The organism is Streptomyces sp. NPDC052020 (assembly GCF_040680575.1).
GTDB lineage: Bacteria > Actinomycetota > Actinomycetes > Streptomycetales > Streptomycetaceae > Streptomyces.
The window spans coordinates 1-22,292 of sequence record NZ_JBFAWY010000040.1 but is presented as its reverse complement, the minus strand read 5'-3'; the positions used below and the strand labels follow the sequence as shown (position 1 = coordinate 22,292).

16 protein-coding genes are annotated in these 22,292 nt (G+C 71.4%); 5 read left to right on the top strand and 11 right to left on the bottom strand.

All coding sequences use genetic code 11. The annotated features are described in order from the left end of the window. Positions 1-45: 45 nt before the first annotated feature. Positions 46-1,257 carry an acetate kinase gene (locus AB0L74_RS29505; protein WP_365658900.1) on the bottom strand — a complete coding sequence of 404 codons (1,212 nt, stop codon included), beginning with the start codon at positions 1,255-1,257 and terminating at the stop codon, positions 46-48. Next, positions 1,254-3,362 carry a phosphate acetyltransferase gene (pta, locus tag AB0L74_RS29500; RefSeq protein ID WP_365658897.1) on the bottom strand — a complete coding sequence of 703 codons (2,109 nt, stop codon included), beginning with the start codon at positions 3,360-3,362 and terminating at the stop codon, positions 1,254-1,256. The genes AB0L74_RS29505 and pta overlap by 4 nt, the downstream gene beginning before the upstream one ends. A gap of 266 nt (positions 3,363-3,628) precedes the next feature. Here pta and AB0L74_RS29495 point away from each other — a divergent pair, with 266 nt between their 5' ends. Next, positions 3,629-4,654 (top strand): ATP-dependent 6-phosphofructokinase, encoded by a 1,026-nt coding sequence (locus tag AB0L74_RS29495; RefSeq protein WP_365658894.1) that lies wholly within the window; start codon positions 3,629-3,631, stop codon positions 4,652-4,654. Positions 4,655-4,743: 89 nt separating this feature from the next. Here the strand turns inward: AB0L74_RS29495 and AB0L74_RS29490 are convergent, their stop codons facing one another. The 5 genes from AB0L74_RS29490 to AB0L74_RS29470 all read right to left on the bottom strand — a co-directional run bounded on the left by AB0L74_RS29490 (position 4,744) and on the right by AB0L74_RS29470 (position 10,468). Beyond that, positions 4,744-5,628, bottom strand: coding sequence for a carbohydrate ABC transporter permease (locus AB0L74_RS29490; RefSeq protein WP_365658891.1), 885 nt, complete (start codon positions 5,626-5,628; stop codon positions 4,744-4,746). Between the two features lie 6 nt (positions 5,629-5,634). Beyond that, complete coding sequence (locus AB0L74_RS29485) at positions 5,635-6,543, bottom strand: sugar ABC transporter permease (RefSeq protein WP_365659013.1); 909 nt, start codon at positions 6,541-6,543, stop codon at positions 5,635-5,637. A gap of 61 nt (positions 6,544-6,604) precedes the next feature. After that, the gene (locus tag AB0L74_RS29480) at positions 6,605-7,972 is read right to left on the bottom strand and encodes an extracellular solute-binding protein (protein ID WP_365658888.1); all 1,368 of its coding nucleotides are present in this window, start codon (positions 7,970-7,972) and stop codon (positions 6,605-6,607) included. A 173-nt stretch (positions 7,973-8,145) separates the two neighbouring features. Beyond that, a complete protein-coding gene (locus AB0L74_RS29475) occupies positions 8,146-8,844 on the bottom strand; it encodes a response regulator (protein WP_365658885.1) in 699 nt (232 codons plus the stop codon). Beyond that, positions 8,834-10,468 carry a sensor histidine kinase gene (locus AB0L74_RS29470; protein ID WP_365658882.1) on the bottom strand — a complete coding sequence of 545 codons (1,635 nt, stop codon included), beginning with the start codon at positions 10,466-10,468 and terminating at the stop codon, positions 8,834-8,836. Before AB0L74_RS29470 ends, AB0L74_RS29475 begins: the two co-directional genes overlap by 11 nt. A gap of 186 nt (positions 10,469-10,654) precedes the next feature. Between AB0L74_RS29470 and AB0L74_RS29465 the strand changes: the two genes are divergently transcribed. The 4 genes from AB0L74_RS29465 to AB0L74_RS29450 all read left to right on the top strand — a co-directional run bounded on the left by AB0L74_RS29465 (position 10,655) and on the right by AB0L74_RS29450 (position 15,355). Next, on the top strand, positions 10,655-12,037 hold the full coding sequence (locus AB0L74_RS29465; RefSeq protein WP_365658878.1) for a cation:dicarboxylase symporter family transporter: 1,383 nt from the start codon (positions 10,655-10,657) through the stop codon (positions 12,035-12,037). 154 nt (positions 12,038-12,191) lie between these two features. Further along, positions 12,192-12,620, top strand: coding sequence for a MerR family transcriptional regulator (locus AB0L74_RS29460; protein WP_365658875.1), 429 nt, complete (start codon positions 12,192-12,194; stop codon positions 12,618-12,620). A gap of 14 nt (positions 12,621-12,634) precedes the next feature. Then, positions 12,635-12,949: a thioredoxin domain-containing protein gene (locus AB0L74_RS29455; RefSeq protein ID WP_365659010.1), complete on the top strand. Its 315-nt coding sequence runs from the start codon at positions 12,635-12,637 to the stop codon at positions 12,947-12,949. A 132-nt stretch (positions 12,950-13,081) separates the two neighbouring features. Further along, entirely contained in the window at positions 13,082-15,355 is a 2,274-nt protein-coding gene (locus AB0L74_RS29450) for an ATP-dependent DNA helicase (protein ID WP_365659007.1), read from the top strand. A gap of 98 nt (positions 15,356-15,453) precedes the next feature. Here AB0L74_RS29450 and AB0L74_RS29445 read toward each other — a convergent pair whose 3' ends face one another. The 4 genes from AB0L74_RS29445 to treS form a co-directional block, all read right to left on the bottom strand. After that, positions 15,454-15,972 (bottom strand): hypothetical protein, encoded by a 519-nt coding sequence (locus AB0L74_RS29445; protein WP_365658871.1) that lies wholly within the window; start codon positions 15,970-15,972, stop codon positions 15,454-15,456. A gap of 647 nt (positions 15,973-16,619) precedes the next feature. Next, a complete protein-coding gene (glgB, locus tag AB0L74_RS29440) occupies positions 16,620-19,271 on the bottom strand; it encodes a 1,4-alpha-glucan branching enzyme (RefSeq protein ID WP_365658868.1) in 2,652 nt (883 codons plus the stop codon). Positions 19,272-19,298: 27 nt separating this feature from the next. Further along, complete coding sequence (locus tag AB0L74_RS29435; protein WP_365658865.1) at positions 19,299-20,771, bottom strand: maltokinase; 1,473 nt, start codon at positions 20,769-20,771, stop codon at positions 19,299-19,301. Between the two features lie 157 nt (positions 20,772-20,928). Beyond that, positions 20,929-22,292 (bottom strand): maltose alpha-D-glucosyltransferase (gene treS, locus AB0L74_RS29430; RefSeq protein WP_365658862.1); only part of this gene is annotated, 1,364 nt, incomplete at its 5' end.

Genomic DNA, 22,292 nt, shown 5'->3' with positions numbered 1-22,292 from the left:
TACAAATGGGCGCGCGGGTGCTCACCCGTGAATTCCTCTGCCTCCTCAGCTGTTCTTTCCGACCAGCGCGTAGGTCTGCGTCGCGATCTCCAATTCCTCGTCCGTCGGCACCACGGCGACCGCCACCCGCGCGTACTCGGGCGAGATCAGCCGCGGCTCGTCGGCGCGTACGGCGTTCAGCTCGCCGTCGACCGCCAGGCCCAGCTCCTCCAGGCCCGCGACGGCGGCCTCCCGCACCGGCGCCGCGTTCTCGCCGACCCCGGCCGTGAAGGCGACCGCGTCGACCCGCCCGAGCACGGCGTAATAGGCGCCGATGTACTTCTTGAGACGGTGAATGTAGATGTCGAAGGCGAGTCGCGCCTGTTCGTCACCCTCGTCGATACGGCGGCGGATCTCCCGCATGTCGTTGTCCCCGCACAGGCCGATCAGGCCGCTCTTCTTGTTGAGAAGCGTGTCGATCTCGTCGGCGGACATTCCGCCGACCCGCATCAAATGGAAGATGACGGCCGGGTCCATGTCCCCGGACCGCGTACCCATCACCAGGCCCTCCAAGGGGGTGAGCCCCATGGAGGTGTCCACGCACTTCCCGCCCCGCACGGCGGAGGCGGACGCCCCGTTGCCCAGGTGCAGCACGATCACGTTGACCTCGGACGGGTCCTTGCCGAGCAGCTTCGCCGTGGCCCGGGAGACGTAGGCGTGCGAGGTGCCGTGGAAGCCGTAGCGGCGGATGCGGTGCTCGTCGGCGGTCTTGACGTCGATCGCGTAGCGGGCGGCCGACTCCGGCATCGTCGTGTGGAAGGCGGTGTCGAAGACGGCGACCTGCGGCAGGTCGGGACGCAGGGCCCGGGCGGTGCGGATGCCGGTGAGGTTGGCCGGGTTGTGCAGCGGGGCGACCGGGATGAGCCGCTCGATCTCGGTGAGGACGGCGTCGTCGATGACCGTCGGCGCGGTGAAGTGCTTCCCGCCGTGCACCACCCGGTGCCCGATCGCGGCCAGCTCGGGCGAGTCCAGCCCCAGGCCGTCGGCGGCCAGCTCCTCGGCGACCGCCTTCAGGGCGGCCTCGTGGTCGGCTATCGGGCCGGTCCGCTCCCGGCTGTCGCCGCCGCTGTGCAGCGGGGTGTGCTTGAGCCGGGAGGTCTGCTCGCCGATCCGCTCGACGAGGCCCGCGGCCAGCCGGCGCTCGTCGCGCATGTCGAGGAGCTGGTACTTCACCGACGAGGAGCCGGAGTTGAGGACGAGGATGCGGGTCGAGCTCACTGGGCGGTTGCCTTCTCGCTGGGGGACTGCTGGGCGGGGGCCTGCTGGGCCTGGATCGCCGTGATGGCGACGGTGTTGACGATGTCCTGGACGAGGGCGCCCCGGGACAGGTCGTTGACCGGCTTGCGCAGGCCTTGCAGGACCGGGCCGACGGCGATCGCGCCGGCCGAGCGCTGCACGGCCTTGTAGGTGTTGTTGCCGGTGTTGAGGTCGGGGAAGATCAGCACGGTGGCCTGTCCGGCCACCTCGGAGCCGGGCAGCTTGGTCGCGGCGACCGTCGGCTCGACGGCCGCGTCGTACTGGATCGGGCCCTCGATCTTCAGATCGGGCCGGCGCGCGCGGACGGTCTCGGTCGCCTCGCGCACCTTGTCCACGTCCGCGCCGGAGCCGGAGGTGCCGGTGGAGTACGACAGCATCGCGATCCGCGGCTCCACGCCGAACCGCGCGGCGGTGGTGGCCGACTGGATGGCGATGTCGGCGAGCTGCTCGGCGTTCGGGGCCGGGTTCACGGCGCAGTCGCCGTAGACGAGCACCTTGTCGGCCAGGCACATGAAGAACACGGACGAGACGATCGACGCGTCCGGCTTGGTCTTGATGATCTCGAAGGAGGGCCGGATGGTGGCGGCCGTGGAGTGCACGGAGCCCGAGACCATGCCGTCGGCCAGGCCCTCCTGCACCATCAGGGTGCCGAAGTAGTTCACGTCGGAGACGACGTCGTAGGCCAGCTCCACGGTGACGCCCTTGTGGGCGCGCAAGGCGGCGTACTTCTCGGCGAAGCCGTCGCGCAGCTCGCTGGTGGCCGGGTCGATCAGCTGGGAGTCGCCGAGGTCGATGCCGAGGTCGGCGGCCTTCTTGCGGATCTGGTCGACCGGACCGAGCAGGGTCAGGTCGCACACGCCCCGGCGCAGCAGCACCTCGGCGGCGTGCAGCACGCGCTCCTCGGTGCCCTCGGGCAGCACGACGCGGCGCTTGTCGGAGCGGGCCTGCTCCAGCAGCTTGTGCTCGAACATCATCGGGGTGACCCGGTCGCTGCTGGGCGCGGAGACCCGGCGGACGAGGTCGGCGGTGTCGGTGTACCGCTCGAAAAGGCCGAGCGCGGTCTCCGCCTTGCGGGGCGTGGCCGCGTTCAGCTTGCCCTCCAGGGAGAACAGGCGCTCGGCGGTGGGGAAGCTGTTGCCGGGCACCGACAGCACCGGGGTGCCGGGGGCGAGGCGGGCGGCCAGGGTGAGGATGTCGTCGCCCGGAACCTCGTTCAGGGTGAGCAGCACCCCCGCTATCGGCGGGGTGCCGGCGCTGTGCGCGGCGAGCGAGCCGACGACCAGGTCGGCGCGGTCGCCGGGGGTGACGACCAGGCAGCCGGGGGTCAGGGCGCCCAGGAAGTTCGGCAGCATCGCGCCGCCGAAGACGAAGTCCAGCGCGTCGCGGGCCAGGCCCGAGTCGTCGCCGAGGACGACCTTGGCGCCGAGGGCGTGGGCGATCTGCGCGACCGTCGGGGCGGACAGGGCGGGCTCGTCGGGCAGTACCCAGCACGGCACCGGCAGTCGCTCGGCGAGCCGCCCGGCTATCTCGTCCCGGTCCTCGCGCGCGACCCGGTTGGCGACCATGGCCAGGACGTCGCAGCCCAGCCCGTCGTAGGCGCGGAAGGCGTTGCGGGTCTCGGCGAGCACCGACTCGGCGGTCTGCTTGCGGCCGCCGACGACCGGGATGACGGAGGCGCCGAACTCGTTGGCGAGGCGGGCGTTGAGGGACAGTTCGTCGGGGAGCTGGGTGCCGGCGAAGTCGGTGCCGAGGACGAGCACCACGTCGTAGTCGCGGGCCACCAGGTGGAAGCGGTCCACCAGGACCGACACCAGCTCGTCCGTGCCCTGCTCGGCCTGGAGGGCGGAGGCCCGCTGGTAGTCCATGCCGTACACGGTCGCCGGGTCCTGCGACAGCCGGTACCGGGCGCGCAGCAGCTCGAAGAGGCGGTCGGGCCCGTCATGGACGAGAGGACGGAACACACCGACCCGGTCGACCTGCCGGGTGAGGAGTTCCATGACCCCCAGCTCGACGACCTGGCGGCCGTCGCCGCGGTCGATACCGGTCACGTACACGCTGCGCGTCACGCGTGTTCTCCGTTTCCTCGAGGGACACCCTGCGAGACGACATTGTCTGATGGGTACCGTTTCGTGCACAAAAATCGCCCACCAAGGTGAGCGCAACCCTCTTGACAATACCTCTGTCGACAGATAAAGCGCCCGTCAGTGCGGAAGCCGGGAGGGGGAAGGGTGGCACACCAGGCCGGACGAGCCGTAATCGGCACCCTCCCGGGGGACGTGAAAGAATCGGAGCTGGCTCACCGGTATCAACAGCGAGCAGGAGACAGAGCACGATGCGTATCGGAGTCCTCACCGCAGGCGGCGACTGCCCCGGCCTGAACGCAGTGATCCGGTCGGTCGTGCACCGAGCGGTCGCCCAGTACGACGACGAGGTGATCGGATTCGAGGACGGCTACGCCGGCCTGCTGGACGGCCGCTACCGCGCCCTCGACCTGAACGCGGTCAGCGGCATCCTCGCCCGCGGCGGCACCATACTCGGCTCCTCCCGCCTGGAGCGCGACCGGCTGCGCGAGGCGTGCGAGAACGCCGCCGACATCGCCCGCGACTTCGGCATCGACGCGCTGATCCCGATCGGCGGCGAGGGCACGCTGACCGCGGCCCGGATGCTGTCGGACGCGGGCCTGCCCGTGGTCGGCGTGCCCAAGACGATCGACAACGACATCTCCTCCACCGACCGCACCTTCGGCTTCGACACCGCCGTCGGTGTCGCCACGGAGGCCATGGACCGCCTGAAGACCACGGCCGAGTCGCACCAGCGGGTCATGGTCGTGGAGGTCATGGGACGGCACGCGGGCTGGATCGCCCTGGAGTCCGGCATGGCGGCCGGCGCGCACGGCATCTGCCTGCCCGAGCGGCCCTTCGACCCCGCGGACCTGGTGAAGATGGTCGAGGAGCGGTTCGCCCGCGGCAAGAAGTTCGCGGTCATCTGCGTCGCCGAGGGCGCCCACCCCGCCGACGGCACCATGGACTACGGCAAGGGCGCGATCGACCAGTACGGCCACGAGCGCTTCCAGGGCATCGGCACCGCCCTCGCCCACGAGCTGGAGCGCCGGCTCGGCAAGGAGGCCAAGCCGGTCATCCTCGGCCACGTCCAGCGCGGCGGCACGCCGACGGCGTACGACCGGGTCCTCGCCACGCGCTTCGGCTGGCACGCGGTGGAGGCGGCGCACCGGGGCGACTTCGGCAAGATGACCGCGCTGCGCGGCACCGACGTGGTGATGGTGCCGCTGGCGGAGGCGGTCACCGAGCTGAAGACCGTGCCGACGGACCGCATGGACGAGGCGGAGTCCGTCTTCTGACCGGCCTGGCCACCGCGACGGCCGTCGCGGTGGCCCCCGCCGCCGTGTCCCGGCCGCCGCCGGGGCCCGCGGGGCGGTACGGGCACGGGTCACCCCTTCACCGCCCCGCCCAGCGCGAAGCCGCCGCCCAGCCGCCGGGCGATCAGCACGTACAGCAGGACGACGGGCGTCGAGTAGACCACTGAGAACGCCGCCAGCTGCCCGTACGCCACCATGCCCCGGTTGCCGAAGAACTCGTTGACGCTCACGGAGGCCGGCAGCTGGTCCGGGGTGAGCAGCAGCATGAAGGGGACGAAGAAGTTCCCCCACATCATCACGAACGAATACACCGTCACCACCGCCACCCCGGGCCCCATCAGCGGCAGCACGATCCGCGTCAGTGACTGGAGCGTGGACGCGCCGTCCGTCCACGCCGCCTCCTCCAGCTCCTTGGGCACGCCGTCCATGAAGTTCTTCATCAGCCAGATGGCGAAGGGGAGCTGGGAGGCGGCGAAGAAGAGGATCGTGCCCTGCATGGTGTCGATCAGGTTCACCCGGACGAACAGGGCGTAGACCGGCACCATGATGGCGGTGATCGGCAGGCTGGTCGCGAACAGGATCGTCAGCAGGAACGGCCGGTTCAGCCGCGACCGGAACCGGGAGAGCGGATACGCCGCGAGGGCCGCGCACACCACCGTCAGCGCCGTCGCGCCCCCGCACAGGACGAGGCTGTTGAGCAGGGGCGTGAAGGTGATCTCCGAGGTGAGGATCGCGTCGAAGTGCTCCAGCGTGAGCCCGTCGGGCACCTTCACCCGCAGGTCGGCGCGCGGGTCCAGGGCCGACAGCACCACCCAGGCCAGCGGCAGCGCGAAGGAGACCGCCACCACCAGCAGTCCCGCGTCGGCGGCCAGGCGGCGCCGCGCGCGGCGGGAGGCGAGCGTGCGCGGGGCGCGGGCGGTACGGGGCGTGGGAGCCGGGCGCGCGGTGGGCGGCATGGCGGGTCAGACCTCCGTCCGCAGCAGGCGCAGGTACACGACCGAGAACAGCGAACCGATCAGCAACAGCAGCAGCGCCACCGCCGTGCCGTAGCCGATCAGACTGTTCTGGAACGCCTGTTCGTACATGAACAGCGGGAGCGTCTGGCTCTTCCCGCTCGGGCCGCCCCGCGTCATCACCCAGATCAGCCCGAACACCGACAGGGTCTGCAGCGTGTTGAGCATCAGGGTGGTGCCGATGGAGCGGCGGATCATCGGCAGCGTGATGCGCCACAGGCGCTGCCGGCCGCTCGCGCCGTCGACCTCCGCGGCCTCCGTGATCTCCTGGGGGATCTCGTTCAGCGCCGCCGAGTACACCAGCATCGAGAACGCCGTGCCCCGCCAGACGTTGGCGAAGGACACCGCCAGGATCGGCAGGGTGAACAGCCAGTTCTGCGCGGGCAGATGGAGCCATTCCAGGACGGCGTTCAAGGTGCCCTCCCGGCGGAAGAAGGCGTACAGCAGGAACCCCGCCACCACCTCCGGCAGGACCCACGCCGTGATCACGATGCCGCCGGTCAGCGTGCGGACGGGTTTCGAGGCGCGCCGCATCAGCCCGGCCAGGGCGAGGCCGAGCGTGTTCTGGCCGATCAGCGACGACAGCACGGTGAAGACGAGGGTGAGCCAGACGGCGTTGCGGAACGCCTCGTCCCGGAAGGCCCGCGCGAAGTTGTCGAATCCGACGAACGACTCCCGTGCCTGCCCGGTGAGCTGGAGGTCGGTGAAGGCGATGGCGACGCAGTAGGCGATCGGCCCGGCCAGGAAGAGCAGCAGCAGGACCACGGCCGGGAACAGGGGCAGGGCGCGCAGCAGGGACCGGCGGACGGACCCGGGCCGGGACCCGGCCGGGTGGCGGGCGGGCGGCTCCGGCGGCACCCCGGCGGGCCGCGGGCCGGTGGCCCGCGGGGCGGCCGCGGTCACGTGTGCTCCCCGGCGCTCACTTCCGTACCACCTGGTCGTCCGTGGCCTCCTTCAGCGCCTCGTCGTAGTCGCGCGCCGCCTCCCGCGCCGGCTTCTCGCCCGTCGTCACGGCCTCCATGGCCTCCTGGATGGCGACGGACACCTTCGGATACGCCGGATAGGCCGGCCGGTAGCGCGTGTACGCCACCAGGTCGGTGAAGAACCTGGTGCCGGGCTGCGCCTCGACGTACGCGGGGTCGTTCGCGACGTCCTCGCGGACCGCGATGCCGGAGTTGGCGATGTACCACTTCCGGGCGTTGTCCCTGGTCTGCATCGTCTGGATGAACGCGAAGGCCAGGTCGGGGTTGGCCGCCTTGGCCGGGATCGACCAGACCCAGCCGCCCGACATGCTGACCTTGCCGGGGGCCTGCCCGCGCTGGGTGGGCATGGCGGCCAGCCCGAGCTCCCTGGACCACTCGGGCCACTCGTGGCCGCTGCCCTCCAGCCAGTCCTGCGGCAGCCAGGAGCCGTCCAGGGCGATGCCCAGCTTGCCCCGGGGCAGCAGCTCGCCGCGCACCGTGGTGGCGAAGTTGGGGTCGAGCGCGTCGGCGACGTCGGGGCCGAGCTTCTCCTCGTACACCGTCTCGACGAAGGCGAGGGCGTCCCGGAACCCCTGGCTGCCGGCGATCCACTTCCCGGCGTTCTTGTCGTACAGCGGGTCGGCGGTGCCGTCGCCCGTGCCGTACAGCAGCATCTGGAACCCCTGCATGGTGGCGGCCTCCCCGGCGGGCTTGCCGGTGTAGACGTTCAGGGGTGTGACGCCGGGGACCTTCTCCTTGATGGTGCGGGCCGCGGCGAGGACGTCGTCCCAGTCCTCCGGCTGCCAGTCGGCCGGGAGTCCCGCCTTGGCGAAGACGTCCTTGGCGTACCACAGTCCGCGGGTGTCCGTGCCGTCCGGGACGCCGTACGTCTTCCCGTCCTCGCCCCTGGCCGCCGCCTTGGCCGTGCCGATGAACCGGTCCCAGTCCTTCCACTTCGCGAGGTAGGGATCGAGGGGTTTCAGATAGCCGCTGGTGATGTCCGAGTTGATGAGGAAGGTGTCCTCGTAGACCAGATCGGGGGCGGTTTTGGGGGAGCGGAGCATCTGCTGGAGCTTGGTGTAGTACTCCGAGTCCGGGGCCTTGATGGGGACGAGTTCGACCTTCTTGCCGGGGTGGGCCTTCTCGAACTGCTTCCTGATGTCCGCGAGGTAGGCGTCCATCACCTTCACGGAGTTGTCCGTGGACTGCTTGAAGGAGACCTTCAGCGTGTCGGGATCGCTTCCGGAGCCGCCGCAGGCGGCGAGGGAGACCAGGGCGGCGAGGGCGACGAACGTGGTGAGCGGAGCGGTGGGGCGCACGGGCACGACCTCCTACAGGCGCACGTCATTGTGGCCGGGACGCTGCCCAGCGAACGTAAGAGGAGCGATCCGGCCGGGTCAATGCGTGTGCGGCCGTTCGGTCCCCTCCGCCGCACCGGGCCTGTTCGGCGGGGGAGACCCCGCGCTCCTTGACGAGCGACCGCTGCCCGCCGCGGCATCTAGAGCCCTCGCCCGGACTCCCGCAGCCACCGGTAGACCAGTTCCGGCCGGCCCACCTGCCCGTACTGCGGGCTGCGTGCCGCCCGTCCGGCGTCCACCAGATGCTCCAGGTACCGCCGGGCCGTGATCCGGGAGATGCCCACGACCTGGGCGAGGCCCGACGCGGTCAGGCCCTCGGCGGTGTCCCGCAGCGCCGCGGTCACCCGTTCCAGGGTCGGGGCGCTCAGGCCCTTGGGGAGCGCCGCCGGGCCCGGGGCGCGCAGGGTGGCCAGCGCCCGGTCGACCTCCTCCTGGCCGCCGGCCTCGCCGGCCGTGCCGCGGAACTCGGCGTACCGCACCAGGCGGTCCCGCAGGGTGGCGAAGGTGAACGGCTTGAGGACGTACTGGACGACGCCGAGCGACACCCCCTCGCGGACCATCGCCAGATCCCGCGCCGACGTCACGGCGATCACGTCGGCGTGGTACCCGGCCGCCCGCAGGGTGCGGGCGAGCTGGAGCCCGTGCACGTCCGGCAGGTGCAGGTCGAGCAGGAGCAGGTCGACCGGTGTGCGGTCGAGCAGGCGCCGGGCCTCGGCACCGGTGCGGGCCTTGCCGACGGCGGTGAAGCCCGGGACGCGGCCGACGTACAGCAGGTGCGCGTCGGCCGCGACCGGGTCGTCCTCGACGACCAGGACGCGTATCGGCTGCTCACCGCTCATGCGCGGCCCCTCCCGTCACCGCCGCGGCGGTGAGCGGCAGCCGTACCTCGAACACCGCGCCGCCTTCGGCGGCCTCCGCCACCGACAGGGCGCCCCCGTGCCGGTGCACCGCCTGCCGGACCAGGGCCAGGCCCAGCCCGCGTCCGTCCGGCCCGGCGGGCTTGGTGGTGAAGCCGCGCTGGAAGACCAGCTCGGCCAGGGCGGGGTCGACGCCCGTGCCGGTGTCCGCCACCCGCAGGACCAGTTCGGCGTCGGCGCGCGTGTACGCCGTGACCGTGACCCGGGGCCGCTCGCCGCCCTGCGCCGCGTCCAGCGCGTTGTCGATCAGGTTGCCGAGGATGGTCACCAGATCCCGGGCGGGCAGGGACGGCGGCAGCAGCCCGTCGTCCAGGCGGCTGTCCGGCGACACCACCAGCTCCACGCCCCGCTCGTTGGCCTGGGCGGTCTTGCCCAGCAGCAGGGCGGCCAGCACCGGTTCGCCCACCGCCGCCACCACCTGGTCGGTCAGCGCCTGGGCCAGCTCCAGCTCGGCGGTGGCGAAGTCGACGGCCTCCTCGGCGCGGCCCAGCTCGATCAGCGACACCACCGTGTGCAGCCGGTTCGCGGCCTCGTGGGCCTGCGCGCGCAGGGCCTGGGTGAAGCCGCGCTCGGAGTCCAGTTCGCCCATCAGCGACTGGAGCTCGGTCACATCGCGCAGGGTGACGATGGTGCCGCGGCGCTCGCCGCCCGACACCGGCGAGGTGTTGACCACGACCACCCGGTCGTCGGTCAGATGCACCTCGTCCACGCGCGGCTCCGACGCCAGCAGCGCCCCCGTCAGCCGCGCCGGCAGGCCGAGGCCGGCGACGGGCCTGCCGATCACGTCGTCCCCCGGCCGGAAGCCGAGCAGCTCCCGTCCGCCGTCGTTGATCAGCGCCACCCGGTACCGTCCGTCCAGCATCAGCAGCCCTTCCCGCACCGCGTGCAGGGCGGCCTGGTGGTAGTCGTGCATCCGGCTGAGCTCGGTGGCGTTCATGCCGTGGGTGTGGCGGCGCAGCCGGGCGTTGATCACGTACGTGCCCACCGCGCCGAGGGCGAGGGCGCCGGCGGCGACGGCGAGCAGGGCGGTGAGCTGGCCCCGGACCCGCTTGCTGATCTCCTCCACCTTGATCCCGGCGCTGACCAGGCCGACGACCCGGCCGCCGTCCCGCACGGGCGTGACCGCCCGGACCGACGGGCCGAGCGTACCGGTGTAGGTCTCGGTGAACGTGCCGCCCCGGCGCGCGGGCTCGGTGTGGCCGCGGAAGGGGCGCCCGATCTGCCGGGTGTCGGGGTGGGTCCAGCGGATGCCCCGCGGATTCATGATCGTCACGAAGTCGACGCCGGTGTCGCGCATGACCTGGAGCGCGTACGGCTGGAGGCGGGCGGTGGGATCGGGGGTGCGGATCGCCTCCCGTACGGAAGGGGAGTCGGCGATCGAACGCGCCACCGCCGTGGCCTGCCGGCCGGCCGCGTCCTCGGCCTGCGCCCGGTCGCTGACGTAGGAGAACAGCGCGTACCCGGCGACGACCACGGTGATCAGCACGGCCTGCATGGCGAAGAGCTGGCCGGCCAGGCTGCGGGGTCGGGGGACGCTCAGGAGCATGCCGTCAGTCTGCCTCTTGGCTGACCGGTGAACTCAATGAACGCAAGGGTGACCGCACTCACACGGCGGGAGATAGTCACGGCGATCCCCGGTCCCCGGCCCGCACGCGCCCGGGTGGCCCCGGGGGTTCCCCCGGACGTGAGCCGCACGCCGGTGACACCGACGACGTCGCCAAGGAGGGCCGCCGTGAGCAGCGCAGCCGATACGGCACCTGCCGCACCGAAGACCAGGCGGGACCGCACGCACTATCTCTACATCGCGGTGATCGTCGCGGTCGCCCTCGGTATCGCCGTGGGGCTCGCCGCGCCGGACTTCGCCGTCGAGCTGAAGCCGATCGGCACCGGGTTCGTGAACCTGATCAAGATGATGATCTCGCCGATCATCTTCTGCACGATCGTGCTGGGCATCGGATCGGTGCGCAAGGCCGCCAAGGTCGGTGCCGTCGGCGGCATCGCCCTGGTCTACTTCCTGGTGATGTCGCTGGTGGCGCTCGCCATCGGCCTGGTCGTCGGCAACATCCTGGAGCCCGGCACCGGCCTGGCGATCACCGATGCCGTCAAGGAGACCGGGCACGCGCAGGTCGACGCGGAGGCCAAGGGCACCACCGAGTTCCTGCTCGGCGTCATCCCGGCCACGATCGTGTCCGCCTTCACCGAGGGCGAGGTGCTCCAGACCCTGCTGGTCGCCCTGCTGTGCGGCTTCGCGCTCCAGGCCATGGGCCCGGCCGGGCAGCCGGTCCTGCGCGGGGTGGAGCACATCCAGCGGCTGGTCTTCCGCGTCCTGGCGATGGTGATGTGGGCCGCCCCGGTCGGCGCGTTCGGCGCCATGGCCGCCGTCACCGGCTCCGCCGGCCTCGACGCGCTCAAGAGCCTGGCCGTGCTGATGCTCGGCTTCTACGTCACCTGCGTGCTGTTCGTCTTCCTGGTGCTCGGCGCGCTGCTGCGGGTCGTCTCGGGCGTGAACGTCTTCTCGCTCTTCAAGTACCTGGGCCGCGAGTTCCTGCTGATCCTGTCCACGTCCTCCTCGGAGTCGGCGCTGCCGCGGCTGATCGCCAAGATGGAGCACCTGGGCGTCAGCAAGCCGGTGGTCGGCATCACCGTCCCGACCGGCTACTCCTTCAACCTCGACGGCACCATGATCTACATGACCATGGCCTCGCTGTTCATCGCCGACGCCATGGGCACCCCGATGTCGGTGGGCGAGCAGATCCCGCTGCTGCTGTTCCTGCTGGTGGCCTCCAAGGGCGCGGCCGGCGTCACCGGCGCGGGCCTGGCGACCCTGGCCGGCGGCCTGCAGTCGCACAAGCCCGCCCTGGTGGACGGCATCGGCCTGATCGTCGGCATCGACCGCTTCATGAGCGAGGCCCGCGCCCTGACCAACTTCGCGGGCAACGCCGTCGCCACCGTCCTGGTGGGCACCTGGACCAAGGAGATCGACAAGGAGCGGGTCGCGGAGGTCCTCGCCGGGCGCGTCCCCTTCGACGAGAAGACCCTCCTGGACGACGCCCACGGGGACACCGGTGCCGAGGCGCCCGAGCCGGGCGGCAGGAAGGAACTGGCCAAGACCTGAGCCTCCCCCCACCCGGGTGCGGTTCCCCCGCCGCGCCCGGTCCCCCCGCCGCCCGGTCCGTCCGCGTTCCGCGGAGGGACCGGGCGGCACCGTGCGTTCACGGGCGGCCGCCGCCCTTGCCTTGACGCCGGCGTCAAGGGCTACGTTCGTCGGCATGCGAATCGGTGAGCTGGCCGCACGCGCCGGGACCACGACGCGGACACTGCGGTACTACGAGGCACGGGGACTGCTGTCCGCGCGCCGGGACGCCCACGGGCACCGGACCTACGACGAGGGCGACCTGCGGCTGCTGGAGCAGATCAGGACGCTGCGGGACTTCGGGTTCGGCCTGGAGGAGACCCGGCCCTTCGTGGAGTGCCTGCGCGCCGGGCACCCGGAGGGCGACTCCTGCCCGGCGTCGCTCGCGGTCTACCGGCGCAAGCTGGCGGAGCTGGACGCGCTGATCGGCGAGTTGCGGGCGGTGCGGGCGACCGTGGCGGCGCGACTGGCGAGGGCCGAGCCGGCCGTGGACGCGCTGGCCGCCGAGGCGCTGGCTCCGGGGGGCCCGGAGCCGGTGTGCCAACTGGGAGGGCGAGGGCTGTGAGCGGGACGAACGGTGTGGCCGAGGTGACGGACGCGACGTTCGCGGCGGAGGTGATCGGGGCGGAGCTGCCGGTGCTGGTGGAGTTCACGGCCGACTGGTGCCCGCCCTGCCGGCAGATGGGGCCGGTGCTCGCCGCCGTGGCCGAGCAGGAGGCGGACCGGCTGCGCGTGGTGCGGCTCGACGTCGACGAGAATCCGGCCACCACGAACGCCTACAAGGTGCTGTCGATGCCGACCTTCATGGTCTTCCGCGACGGTGAGCCGGTGAAGTCCATGGTGGGCGCCCGGTCCAGGCGGCGCCTGCTGGAGGAGCTGGCCGACGTCGTCTGAACCAGGGCCGCGGCCGGATACGCCGACGAAGAAATCCCCCGGTCAATTGCGTCCGGGGGATTTTCTTGCGTATATTAAATCTTTCGCGATTCCGTTTGAGCGGGTCGCAGATAAGTTCAGTGAGCACAGTATATCCGGGCGGGAGCGGAATTGTCAAACACCGAATTTCCGGACGATGAATTGAGGCATGAGCAGGAATTCATCGACGGGCTGTACGCGCGCGTGGACGCACTGCGCGGCGACGCCGAGGCATCCGTCACGGACGCGCTCGCGCAGGGCCACACCCCCATGCAGGCCAGGCTGGAGCGGGACATCCTGGTCGCCGAGCGCTCCGGGCTGCTCGCCGCGCTCAACGCGGTCGACGGCTCGCTCTGCTTCGGCCGGATCGACCTGGCCTCGGGCACCGCTCACCACATCGGACGCATCGGGCTGCGCGCCGACGACGCCGAACGCACCCCGGTCCTCATCGACTGGCGGGCCGACGTCGCCCGTCCCTTCTACCTGGCCACCGGCCACACCCCGATGGGGCTGCGCCGCCGCCGGCACATCGCCACCGAGGGCCGCCGGGTCACCGCCCTGCACGACGAGATCCTCGACCTCGGCGACGAGACCAGGACGGGGCACGAGGACCCGTCGGGCGACGCGGTGCTGCTCGCCGCGCTGAACTCCGCGCGCACCGGCCGCATGAGCGACATCGTGCGGACCATCCAGGCCGACCAGGACCGCATCATCCGCGCCCCGCACCGCGGCGTGCTCGTCGTCGAGGGCGGCCCCGGCACCGGCAAGACGGCCGTCGCCCTGCACCGGGCGGCGTACCTGCTCTACGAGCACCGGGAGCTGCTCGCCAAGCGGGCCGTGCTCATCGTCGGCCCCAACCCCGCCTTCCTCGGCTACATCGGCGAGGTGCTGCCCTCGCTCGGCGAGACCGGCGTCCTGCTGGCCACCGTCGGCGAGCTGTTCCCCGGGGTGAAGGCGACGGCGGCGGACACGCCCGAGGCGGCGGCCGTCAAGGGCCGCGCGGAGATGGCCGGGGTGCTCGCCGAGGTGGTCCGCGGCCGGCAGGCGCTGCCCGACCCGGTGATCACGATCGAGCACGACCGCGAGGTCCTGATGCTCGACGACGGCCTGGTCAACGTCGCCCGCGAGCGCACCCGCGCCGCGAAGCTGCCGCACAACGCGGCCCGGGAGTACTTCGAGGGGCACATCCTCAACACGCTCACCGACATGGTCGCCGAGCGCATCGGCACCGACCCGTACGACGGCACCAACCTGCTCGACGCCAGCGACATCACCCAGATCCGCGACGAACTCGCCGAGAACCCCGAGGTCTGGTCCGCCATCGACCGGCTGTGGCCGGTCCTGACCCCGCAGCGGCTCGTCGCCGACTTCCTCGCCGCGCCCGAGGGCTTCCTTCCCGACGCGGACGCGGACGCCGTCCGGCGCCCGGTCACCCGCGCGTGGACCACGGCCGACGTGCCGCTGCTGGACGAGGCGGCCGAACTGCTCGGCGAGGACGACCGCACGGCCCGCGCCCGGGCCGAGCGCGAGCGGCAGGCCCAGATCGCCTACGCGCAGGGCGTGCTGGACGTGTCGTACGCGTCGCGCACCTACGAGTTCGAGGACAAGGAGGACAGCGATCCCGAGGCCTCGGAGGTGCTGTCCGCGCACGACATCATCGACGCGGAGCGGTTCGCCGAGCGCCACGAGGAGGACGACCACCGCAGCGCCGCCGAGCGCGCCGCGGCGGACCGCACCTGGGCGTTCGGGCACATCATCGTGGACGAGGCGCAGGAGCTGTCGCCGATGGCGTGGCGGCTGCTGATGCGTCGCTGCCCGACCCGCTCGATGACCCTGGTCGGCGACCCGGCGCAGACGGCGGAGGCGGCCGGTGTCGGCTCCTGGGAGAAGATCCTTGAGCCCTACGTCGAGGACCGCTGGGAGCACACCCGCCTCGGCGTCAACTACCGCACCCCGGCGGAGATCATGGACCTGGCCGCGGCCGTGGTCCGCGCCGAGCACCCCGGCTTCGAGCCCCCGAGCTCGGTCCGCTCCACGGGCGTACGCCCTTGGATCCGCGCCACCGACGACCTCCCGTCCGCCGTCGCCGAGGCGGTCGGCGAGCTCACCCCCGAGGAAGGCCGCCTCGCCGTCATCGCCCCGCGCGAGCTGCACCGCGCGCTGGCGGCCCGCCTGGACGGCGTGACGGCCGGCGCCGAGCCCGACCTGACCCGCGGCGTCGTCCTCCTGGACCCGCGCCAGTCCAAGGGGCTGGAGTTCGACTCCGTCCTGGTCGTCGAGCCCGGCCGCTACGGCACCAGCGACCTCTACGTGGCCCTGACCCGCGCCACCCAGCACCTCGGCGTCCTCCATACGGAGCCGCTGCCGAAGGGGCTCTCGGAGGGCTGACGTCCGCAGGGCCCGGTCCGGCCACCGCCGTGGCCGGACCGGGCCCTGCGGCCCAGCGCGACCCGGAACCCCCGCGAGGGCGACAGAGACGGTCGGTGTCACCTTCCGCCGGCGTGCGCCACTCCATTTTCCACATCATCGGGGTGAACGATGATATCCGGGATGTTCATGTGGTGCATGATGGCCTTCGTCTGCACTACGTGCTTTCGCCCCATGTATGTCGTCGGGCAAGGAAAGGAGCCTGCTCTGACCATTCGGTAGGCGGAAGTCGGGGGGATGCCTAGTGCCTCTGTGGCGACCGGAAGGCCAATGAACGCAGGGTAGAACTCGGAGACGTGGTAATAATGATTGGCCTCCGTGATGAACGTGCGCGCGAGCATTGCGGGTGTCGCGAGGTTGCTCTTCAAACCGGGTCGGCGGCCGGTTCGAATCTCTTCGTGAAAATTCCTGATGGTGTCCGGGGGGACGAATCTCTGGAGTTTCGCTCCATGGCTCTCGCCGCGAATCTGCTCGGCGACGGCCGGGTCTCGAAGGTCGGCGTCGTGGACGACGGAAGATGCCTTGAGCGTGAACTCTTTGGGGGGTGTCCTCAAGTGCGTGCAACGCGTCGAAGTCATCGATCGCGCTCTCGTTGCCGTGGGCTTTCGCGTAACGATATGCGGCGGAAGTCGCAGCTTTTGCCATCAGCGTCGGAACCTCACGGGGTGCCACACCTGTCGCTGTCGTGGCCCACGTGTCGAGCAGAGCTGTGAACATTTCGGACCGAATGTCGTACAGATCCGCATAGAAATTGCGGGAGATCGTTTCGGAGCGCGTGCGAAGGAAAGGGGTCAGGCAGTCCACAACGATCATCCGCCACTTATCGTCGCCACGCATGTCGGACAGCCGTCCCATGGCCACCATGGAATCCCAAAGGCGCGACTTGGCTGTCCGTGCCGCCCGTGAGGCTACAGCTTTGGAGCGGAACTCATCGTATTGAGGGTGCCGCTTGATCTCGCACTCTTGCGCATTGTCCACATGGACGCAAATCGCCTCGTCGTTGCAAATGCTCCGAACGTGTGCCGCAACGCCGTCGAACGCGTCATACATGAGTTGTGCTCCGAATTTCATGCCTTCGTGTCAGGCACAGTATGGCGCGTCGCTCAGGGCTCTAAGTCTATTAACCCATTTGATGACCGAACGTTTTCGATACTGTCTCTTTCGGGTGATGATGACGATGAAGGTTGACTCTGTTCGACGTCGGTTGTGTACAGAGCTCTGGCCGCTACGCCGGCCGCAGCCAGAGTGTCGACAGGGGTGGCAGGGTCAGCCGGATGCTGGCCGGGCGGCCGTGCCAGCCCTGGGGCTCGGGCTTGACGGGGTGGGGGTGGGTGACGTCGCCGCCGCCGTAGCGGGCGGCGTCGGTGTTGAGGACCTCGTGCCAGGCGGGGACGTCGTCGGGGACGCCGAGGCGGTAGTCGGCGCGGACCACGGGGGAGAAGTTGGACACCGCCAGCAGCGGTGAGCCCTCCGCGTCGAAGCGCAGGAACGCGAAGACGTTGTCCTCGGCGGCGTCCCCCACCACCCAGGCGAAACCGGACGGGTGGGTGTCCCGCTGCCACAGCGCCGGGGTGTCGCGGTAGACGGCGTTGAGGTCGCGGACCAGGTCCCGCACGCCCCGGTGGTCGGCCTCGGCCCCGTACTCGGGGTCCAGCAGCCACCAGTCGGGGCCGCGGGCCTCGGACCACTCCGCCCCCTGGGCGAACTCCTGCCCCATGAACAGCAGCTGCTTGCCCGGGTGGGCCCACATGAAGCCGAGGTAGGCGCGGTGGTTGGCGCGCTGCTGCCACCAGTCGCCGGGCATCTTCGACACCAGCGACCCCTTGCCGTGCACCACCTCGTCGTGGGAGATCGGCAGGACGTAGTTCTCGCTGTAGGCGTACACCATCGAGAAGGTCATCTCGTGGTGGTGGTACTTGCGGTGCACGGGCTCATGGCTCAGGTACTGGAGCGAGTCGTGCATCCAGCCCATGTTCCACTTCAGCCCGAAGCCGAGGCCGCCGAAGCCGCTCGGTCCCTTGTGGTGCGTGGCGCGGGTGACGCCGTCCCAGGCCGTCGACTCCTCCGCGATGGTCACCACACCCGGCACCCGCCGGTACAGGGTCGCGTTCATCTCCTGGAGGAACGCCACCGCGTCCAGGTTCTCCCGGCCGCCGTGCTCGTTGGGCCGCCACTGGCCGGGCTCGCGGGAGTAGTCCAGGTAGAGCATCGAGGCGACCGCGTCGACCCGCAGGCCGTCGATGTGGAACTCCTCGCACCAGTACACCGCGTTGGCCACCAGGAAGTTGCGCACCTCACGGCGGCCGAAGTCGAACTCCAGCGTGCCCCAGTCGGGATGCGCGGAGCGCAGCGGGTCCTCGGGCTCGTACAGCGGCCGGCCGTCGAACTCGGCCAGCGCCCAGTCGTCGCGCGGGAAGTGGGCCGGCACCCAGTCCATGATCACGCCGATGCCGGCCTGGTGCAGCCGGTCGACCAGGTACTTGAAGTCGTCCGGGGTGCCGAGGCGGGCGGTGGGCGCGTAGAAGCCGGTGACCTGGTAGCCCCACGAGCCGCCGAAGGGGTGCTCGGCGACCGGCATCAGCTCGACATGGGTGAAACCGAGGTCCCTGACGTAGGCGGGGAGCTCCTCGGCGAGCCGGCGGTAGGTCAGCCCCGGCCGCCAGGACGGCAGGTGCACCTCGTAGATCGACAGGGGCGCCTCGTGCGCCGGGCGCTCGGCGCGGCGCGCCAGCCACCCGTCGTCGTTCCACTCGTAGTGCGAGGCGTGCACGACGGAGGAGGTGGCCGGCGGGACCTCGGTACGGCGGGCCAGCGGGTCGGCGCGCATCGTCGTCGAACCGTCGGGCCGGGTGATCTCGTACTTGTACAGCTCGCCCTCGCCGACGCCCGGCACGAACAGCTCCCACACGCCGGTCCCGCCGAGCGAGCGCATCGGGAAGGCGGTGCCGTCCCAGAGGTCGAAGCCGCCGGCGATCCGCACTCCGCGGGCGTTCGGCGCCCACACCGCGAACCGGGTGCCGGCCACCCCCTGGTGGGTCATCGGGTGCGCGCCGAGCGCCCGCCACAGCTGTTCGTGCCGGCCCTCGCCGATCAGGTGCAGGTCGAAGTCGCCCAGGGTGGGCAGGAAACGGTACGGGTCCTCGGTCTCCTGGACCGAGCCCTCGTAGGCGACGAGGAGCCGGTAGACGGGGACCTCGGGCAGCGGCAGCAGCCCCGAGAAGAACCCGTCCCCGTCGTCGTGCAGCCCGGCCCGCAGATCGTCCAGGACGACGGTCACCGACCGGGCGTACGGCCGGAAGACCCGGAAGGCGACCCCGCCGGGCACCGGGTGGGCGCCGAGCACGGCGTGCGGATCGTGATGCGTGCCCTCCAGCAGCCGCCGCCGGTCGCCCGCGTCCAGGGCCGGGGAGACGGCCGCCTTCCGCTCGGCCGTCGTCCGCCCGGCCGCCCGCGGCGACGCGGTCCGCTGCGCGCCGGCCTGCTTCGGGACCGCCGTCCGCGCGGCCGTCTTCTTCGTGGCCGCCTTCCGCGTGACCGCCTCCTCGGCCGTGCCCGCGGCCGCGGCGGTGGTCTCGGCCGCCGCCCCCGCCGCCCCCGCTGTCTTGGCGGCGGGCTCGGCGGCGGCCTTCCGCGCGGTCTTCTGGGCGGCCTTCTTGGCGGTTTTCTGCGCGGTCTTCTTCGTGGCCTTCTTCGTGGTCTTCCGCGCGGCCTGTTCGGGCAGCGCGGCCTTCCGCGCGTTCTTCGCCGCCTGCGTGCTCTCGCCGCTCTTCGCGGCGCTCTTCCTCGGCGCCGGGCGCGCGGCCGGCGGCTGCTCGGCGCCGGCTTCCTCGGCCGTCTTCTTCGGATGCGAACCGTTGGACGGGTCACGGGGGGTCACGGGCGGAGCCTCCTCGGGAAGTCCGGGTCAGGTGGATCGGGTCGGATCGGCGACGGCCAGACGGCGCACCGCCGACAGGGGCACCGGAAGCCAGCCGGGGCGGTGCCGTGCCTCGTAGACGACCTCGTAGACCGCCTTGTCCGTCTCGTAGGCACGCAGCAGCACCGGATCGGTGCGCGGGTCGAGCCCGGTGATCTCCGCGTACCCGGTGCAGTACGCGGCCCGGCACGTCTCGGCCCACCCCGGTGCCGGGGCACCGGCCGCGTGCGCCGCGTAGTCGAAGGAGCGCAGCATCCCCGCGATGTCGCGTACCGGCGGCTGGGGCATCCGCCGCTCGGCGAGCGGCCTGGCCGGTTCGCCCTCGAAGTCGATCAGGGACCACTCCCCGTCCGGTGAGCGCAGGCACTGGCCGAGATGCAGGTCGCCGTGGACCCGCTGCGCGGTCCAGGTGCGGCCCTCGGCGGCCAGGTCGCCGAGCGCGGTGAACGCCGAGCGCAGCCCGGGGGCGTACGGCCGCAGCGCGGGCACCGCGTGCACGGCCTCCTCCAGACGCGCGACCATGCCGCCGACCAGCTGGTCCAGGGCGCTGTGCCCGAGGGTGACGGTGGGCAGGGCCCGGGCCAGCGCCGTGTGCACCTCTGCGGTGGCCCGCCCGAGCGCCCGCGCCTCGGCCGCGAAGTCCTCCCCCTTGGCCAGCTCGCGCAGCGCCAGCTCCCAGCCGTCGGCCGCGCCCTGCACGTACGGCTGGAGGACCGCGAGGACCCACGGCTGACCGCCCAGCTCCGCCGCCACCCACGCCGTGGGCGGGGGCACCCGCGGACAGCCCTCGCGGGCCAGCGCCAGCGGCAGCTCCAGGTCGGGATTGACGCCGGGCACGATCCGGCGCAGCAGCTTGAGGATGAGCGTATCCCCGTAGACCACCGACGAGTTGGACTGCTCGGCGGTCACCAGGCGGGGGACCAGGCCGGACCGTATCTCCTGGTTCCGGTCGCGGTGGAAGCGGAGCGGGCCGACGCGGTCCCGGGTGCGCAGGGCCTCCAGGAGCACCTCGGCGGGCCGGGGGTCGTACAGGGCGTCGTAGACCGTGTACCCGGCCAGCGGGCCCTGGGCGACGTGGCCGATCAGCGCGGGCGCCAGCCGGGGCGGCAGCACCTCGCGTATGCCTATGAGCAGCTGGTAGCAGTCGCCCGGGTGCTCGGGAGCGCCCGGCACCGGCACCAGGGGCTGCCGTACGCGCACGACGAGGTGGTACAGGCCCGGCCTGGTGCCGGGCACGCCCGCGCCCCGCTCACGGGGGGCTTCCTCCCCCGGGCGGCGCCGGGGGGCCGGGAGTCCGGGGGGCGGCAGCAGCTCGGTGGCCGTGACCGGCGAGATCCCGGTGACCGGGCGTCCCTTGCCGGCGAACCACCGCTGCCGCGGCAGCCATTCCCGCAGCAGGGGGTCCAGTGACGCGAGGAGGCCGGGCTCGGCGGTGACGAAAGGGGTGGCGGCTTCCGACATGGCGTCGTGTCCTTTCCCCGGGGGTGGTCGGGGTGTTACTGATGCGTGCCCCGGGCGGGACGGGGGAAACCGACCCGTCCGCGGGCCTGGATCCCGGACCGGCCCGATCGAGCCGGGCCGGTCCCATCACGCCGGTCCGGTGCCGTGGCGGCCGGCGCTACACGGCCTCCTTGCGGAGCCGGAACCAGTAGAAGCCGTGACCCGCGAGGGTGAGCAGGTACGGCAGTTCGCCGATGGCGGGGAAGCGGACCCCGCCGAACAACTCGACCGGATGCCGCCCCTGGAAGGCGCTCAGGTCCAGCTCCGTGGGCTGCGCGAATCGGCTGAAGTTGTTCACGCACAGCACCAGGTCGTCCTCGTACTCGCGCAGGAAGGCGAGCACCGCGGGGTTGGAGGAGGGCAGTTCCGTGTAGGAGCCGAGACCGAACGCGGTGTTCTGCTTGCGGATCTCGATCATCCGGCGGGTCCAGTGCAGCAGCGAGGACGGCGAGGCCATCGACGCCTCGACGTTGGTGACCTGGTAGCCGTAGACCGGGTCCATGATCGTGGGCAGGAAGAGCCGCCCCGGGTCGCAGGACGAGAACCCGGCGTTGCGGTCCGGCGTCCACTGCATGGGGGTGCGGACGGCGTCGCGGTCGCCGAGCCAGATGTTGTCGCCCATGCCGATCTCGTCGCCGTAGTAGATGATCGGCGAGCCGGGCAGGGACAGCAGCAGCGCCGTGAACAGCTCGATCTGGTTGCGGTCGTTGTCGAGCAGCGGGGCCAGCCGGCGGCGGATGCCGATGTTGGCGCGCATCCGGGGGTCCTTGGCGTACTCGGCCCACATGTAGTCGCGCTCTTCGTCGGTGACCATCTCCAGGGTCAGCTCGTCGTGGTTGCGCAGGAAGATGCCCCACTGGCAGCCCGAGGGGATGGCCGGGGTCTTGGCCAGAACCTCGGAGACCGGGTAGCGCGATTCGCGCCGTACGGCCATGAAGATGCGCGGCATGACCGGGAAGTGGAAGGCCATGTGGCACTCGTCGCCGCCGGTGGAGAAGTCGCCGAAGTAGTCGACGACGTCCTCCGGCCACTGGTTCGCCTCCGCCAGCAGCACCTTGTCGGGGTACTGGGCGTCGATCTCTTTGCGCACCCGCCGCAGGAAGGCGTGCGTGGCAGGAAGGTTTTCGCAGTTGGTGCCCTCCTGCTGGTACAGGTACGGCACCGCGTCCAGCCGGAAGCCGTCGATGCCCAGGTCCAGCCAGAACTTCAGCGCGGAGATCATCTCCTCCTGCACGGCCGGGTTCTCGTAGTTGAGGTCCGGCTGGTGGGAGAAGAACCGGTGCCAGTAGTACTGCTTGCGGACCGGGTCGTACGTCCAGTTCGACACCTCGGTGTCGACGAAGATGATCCGGGCGTCCTGGTACTGCTTGTCGTCGTCGGCCCAGACGTAGTAGTCGCCGTAGGGGCCGTCGGGGTCCCTGCGGGACTCCTGGAACCACGGGTGCTGGTCGCTGGTGTGGTTCATGACGAAGTCGATGATCA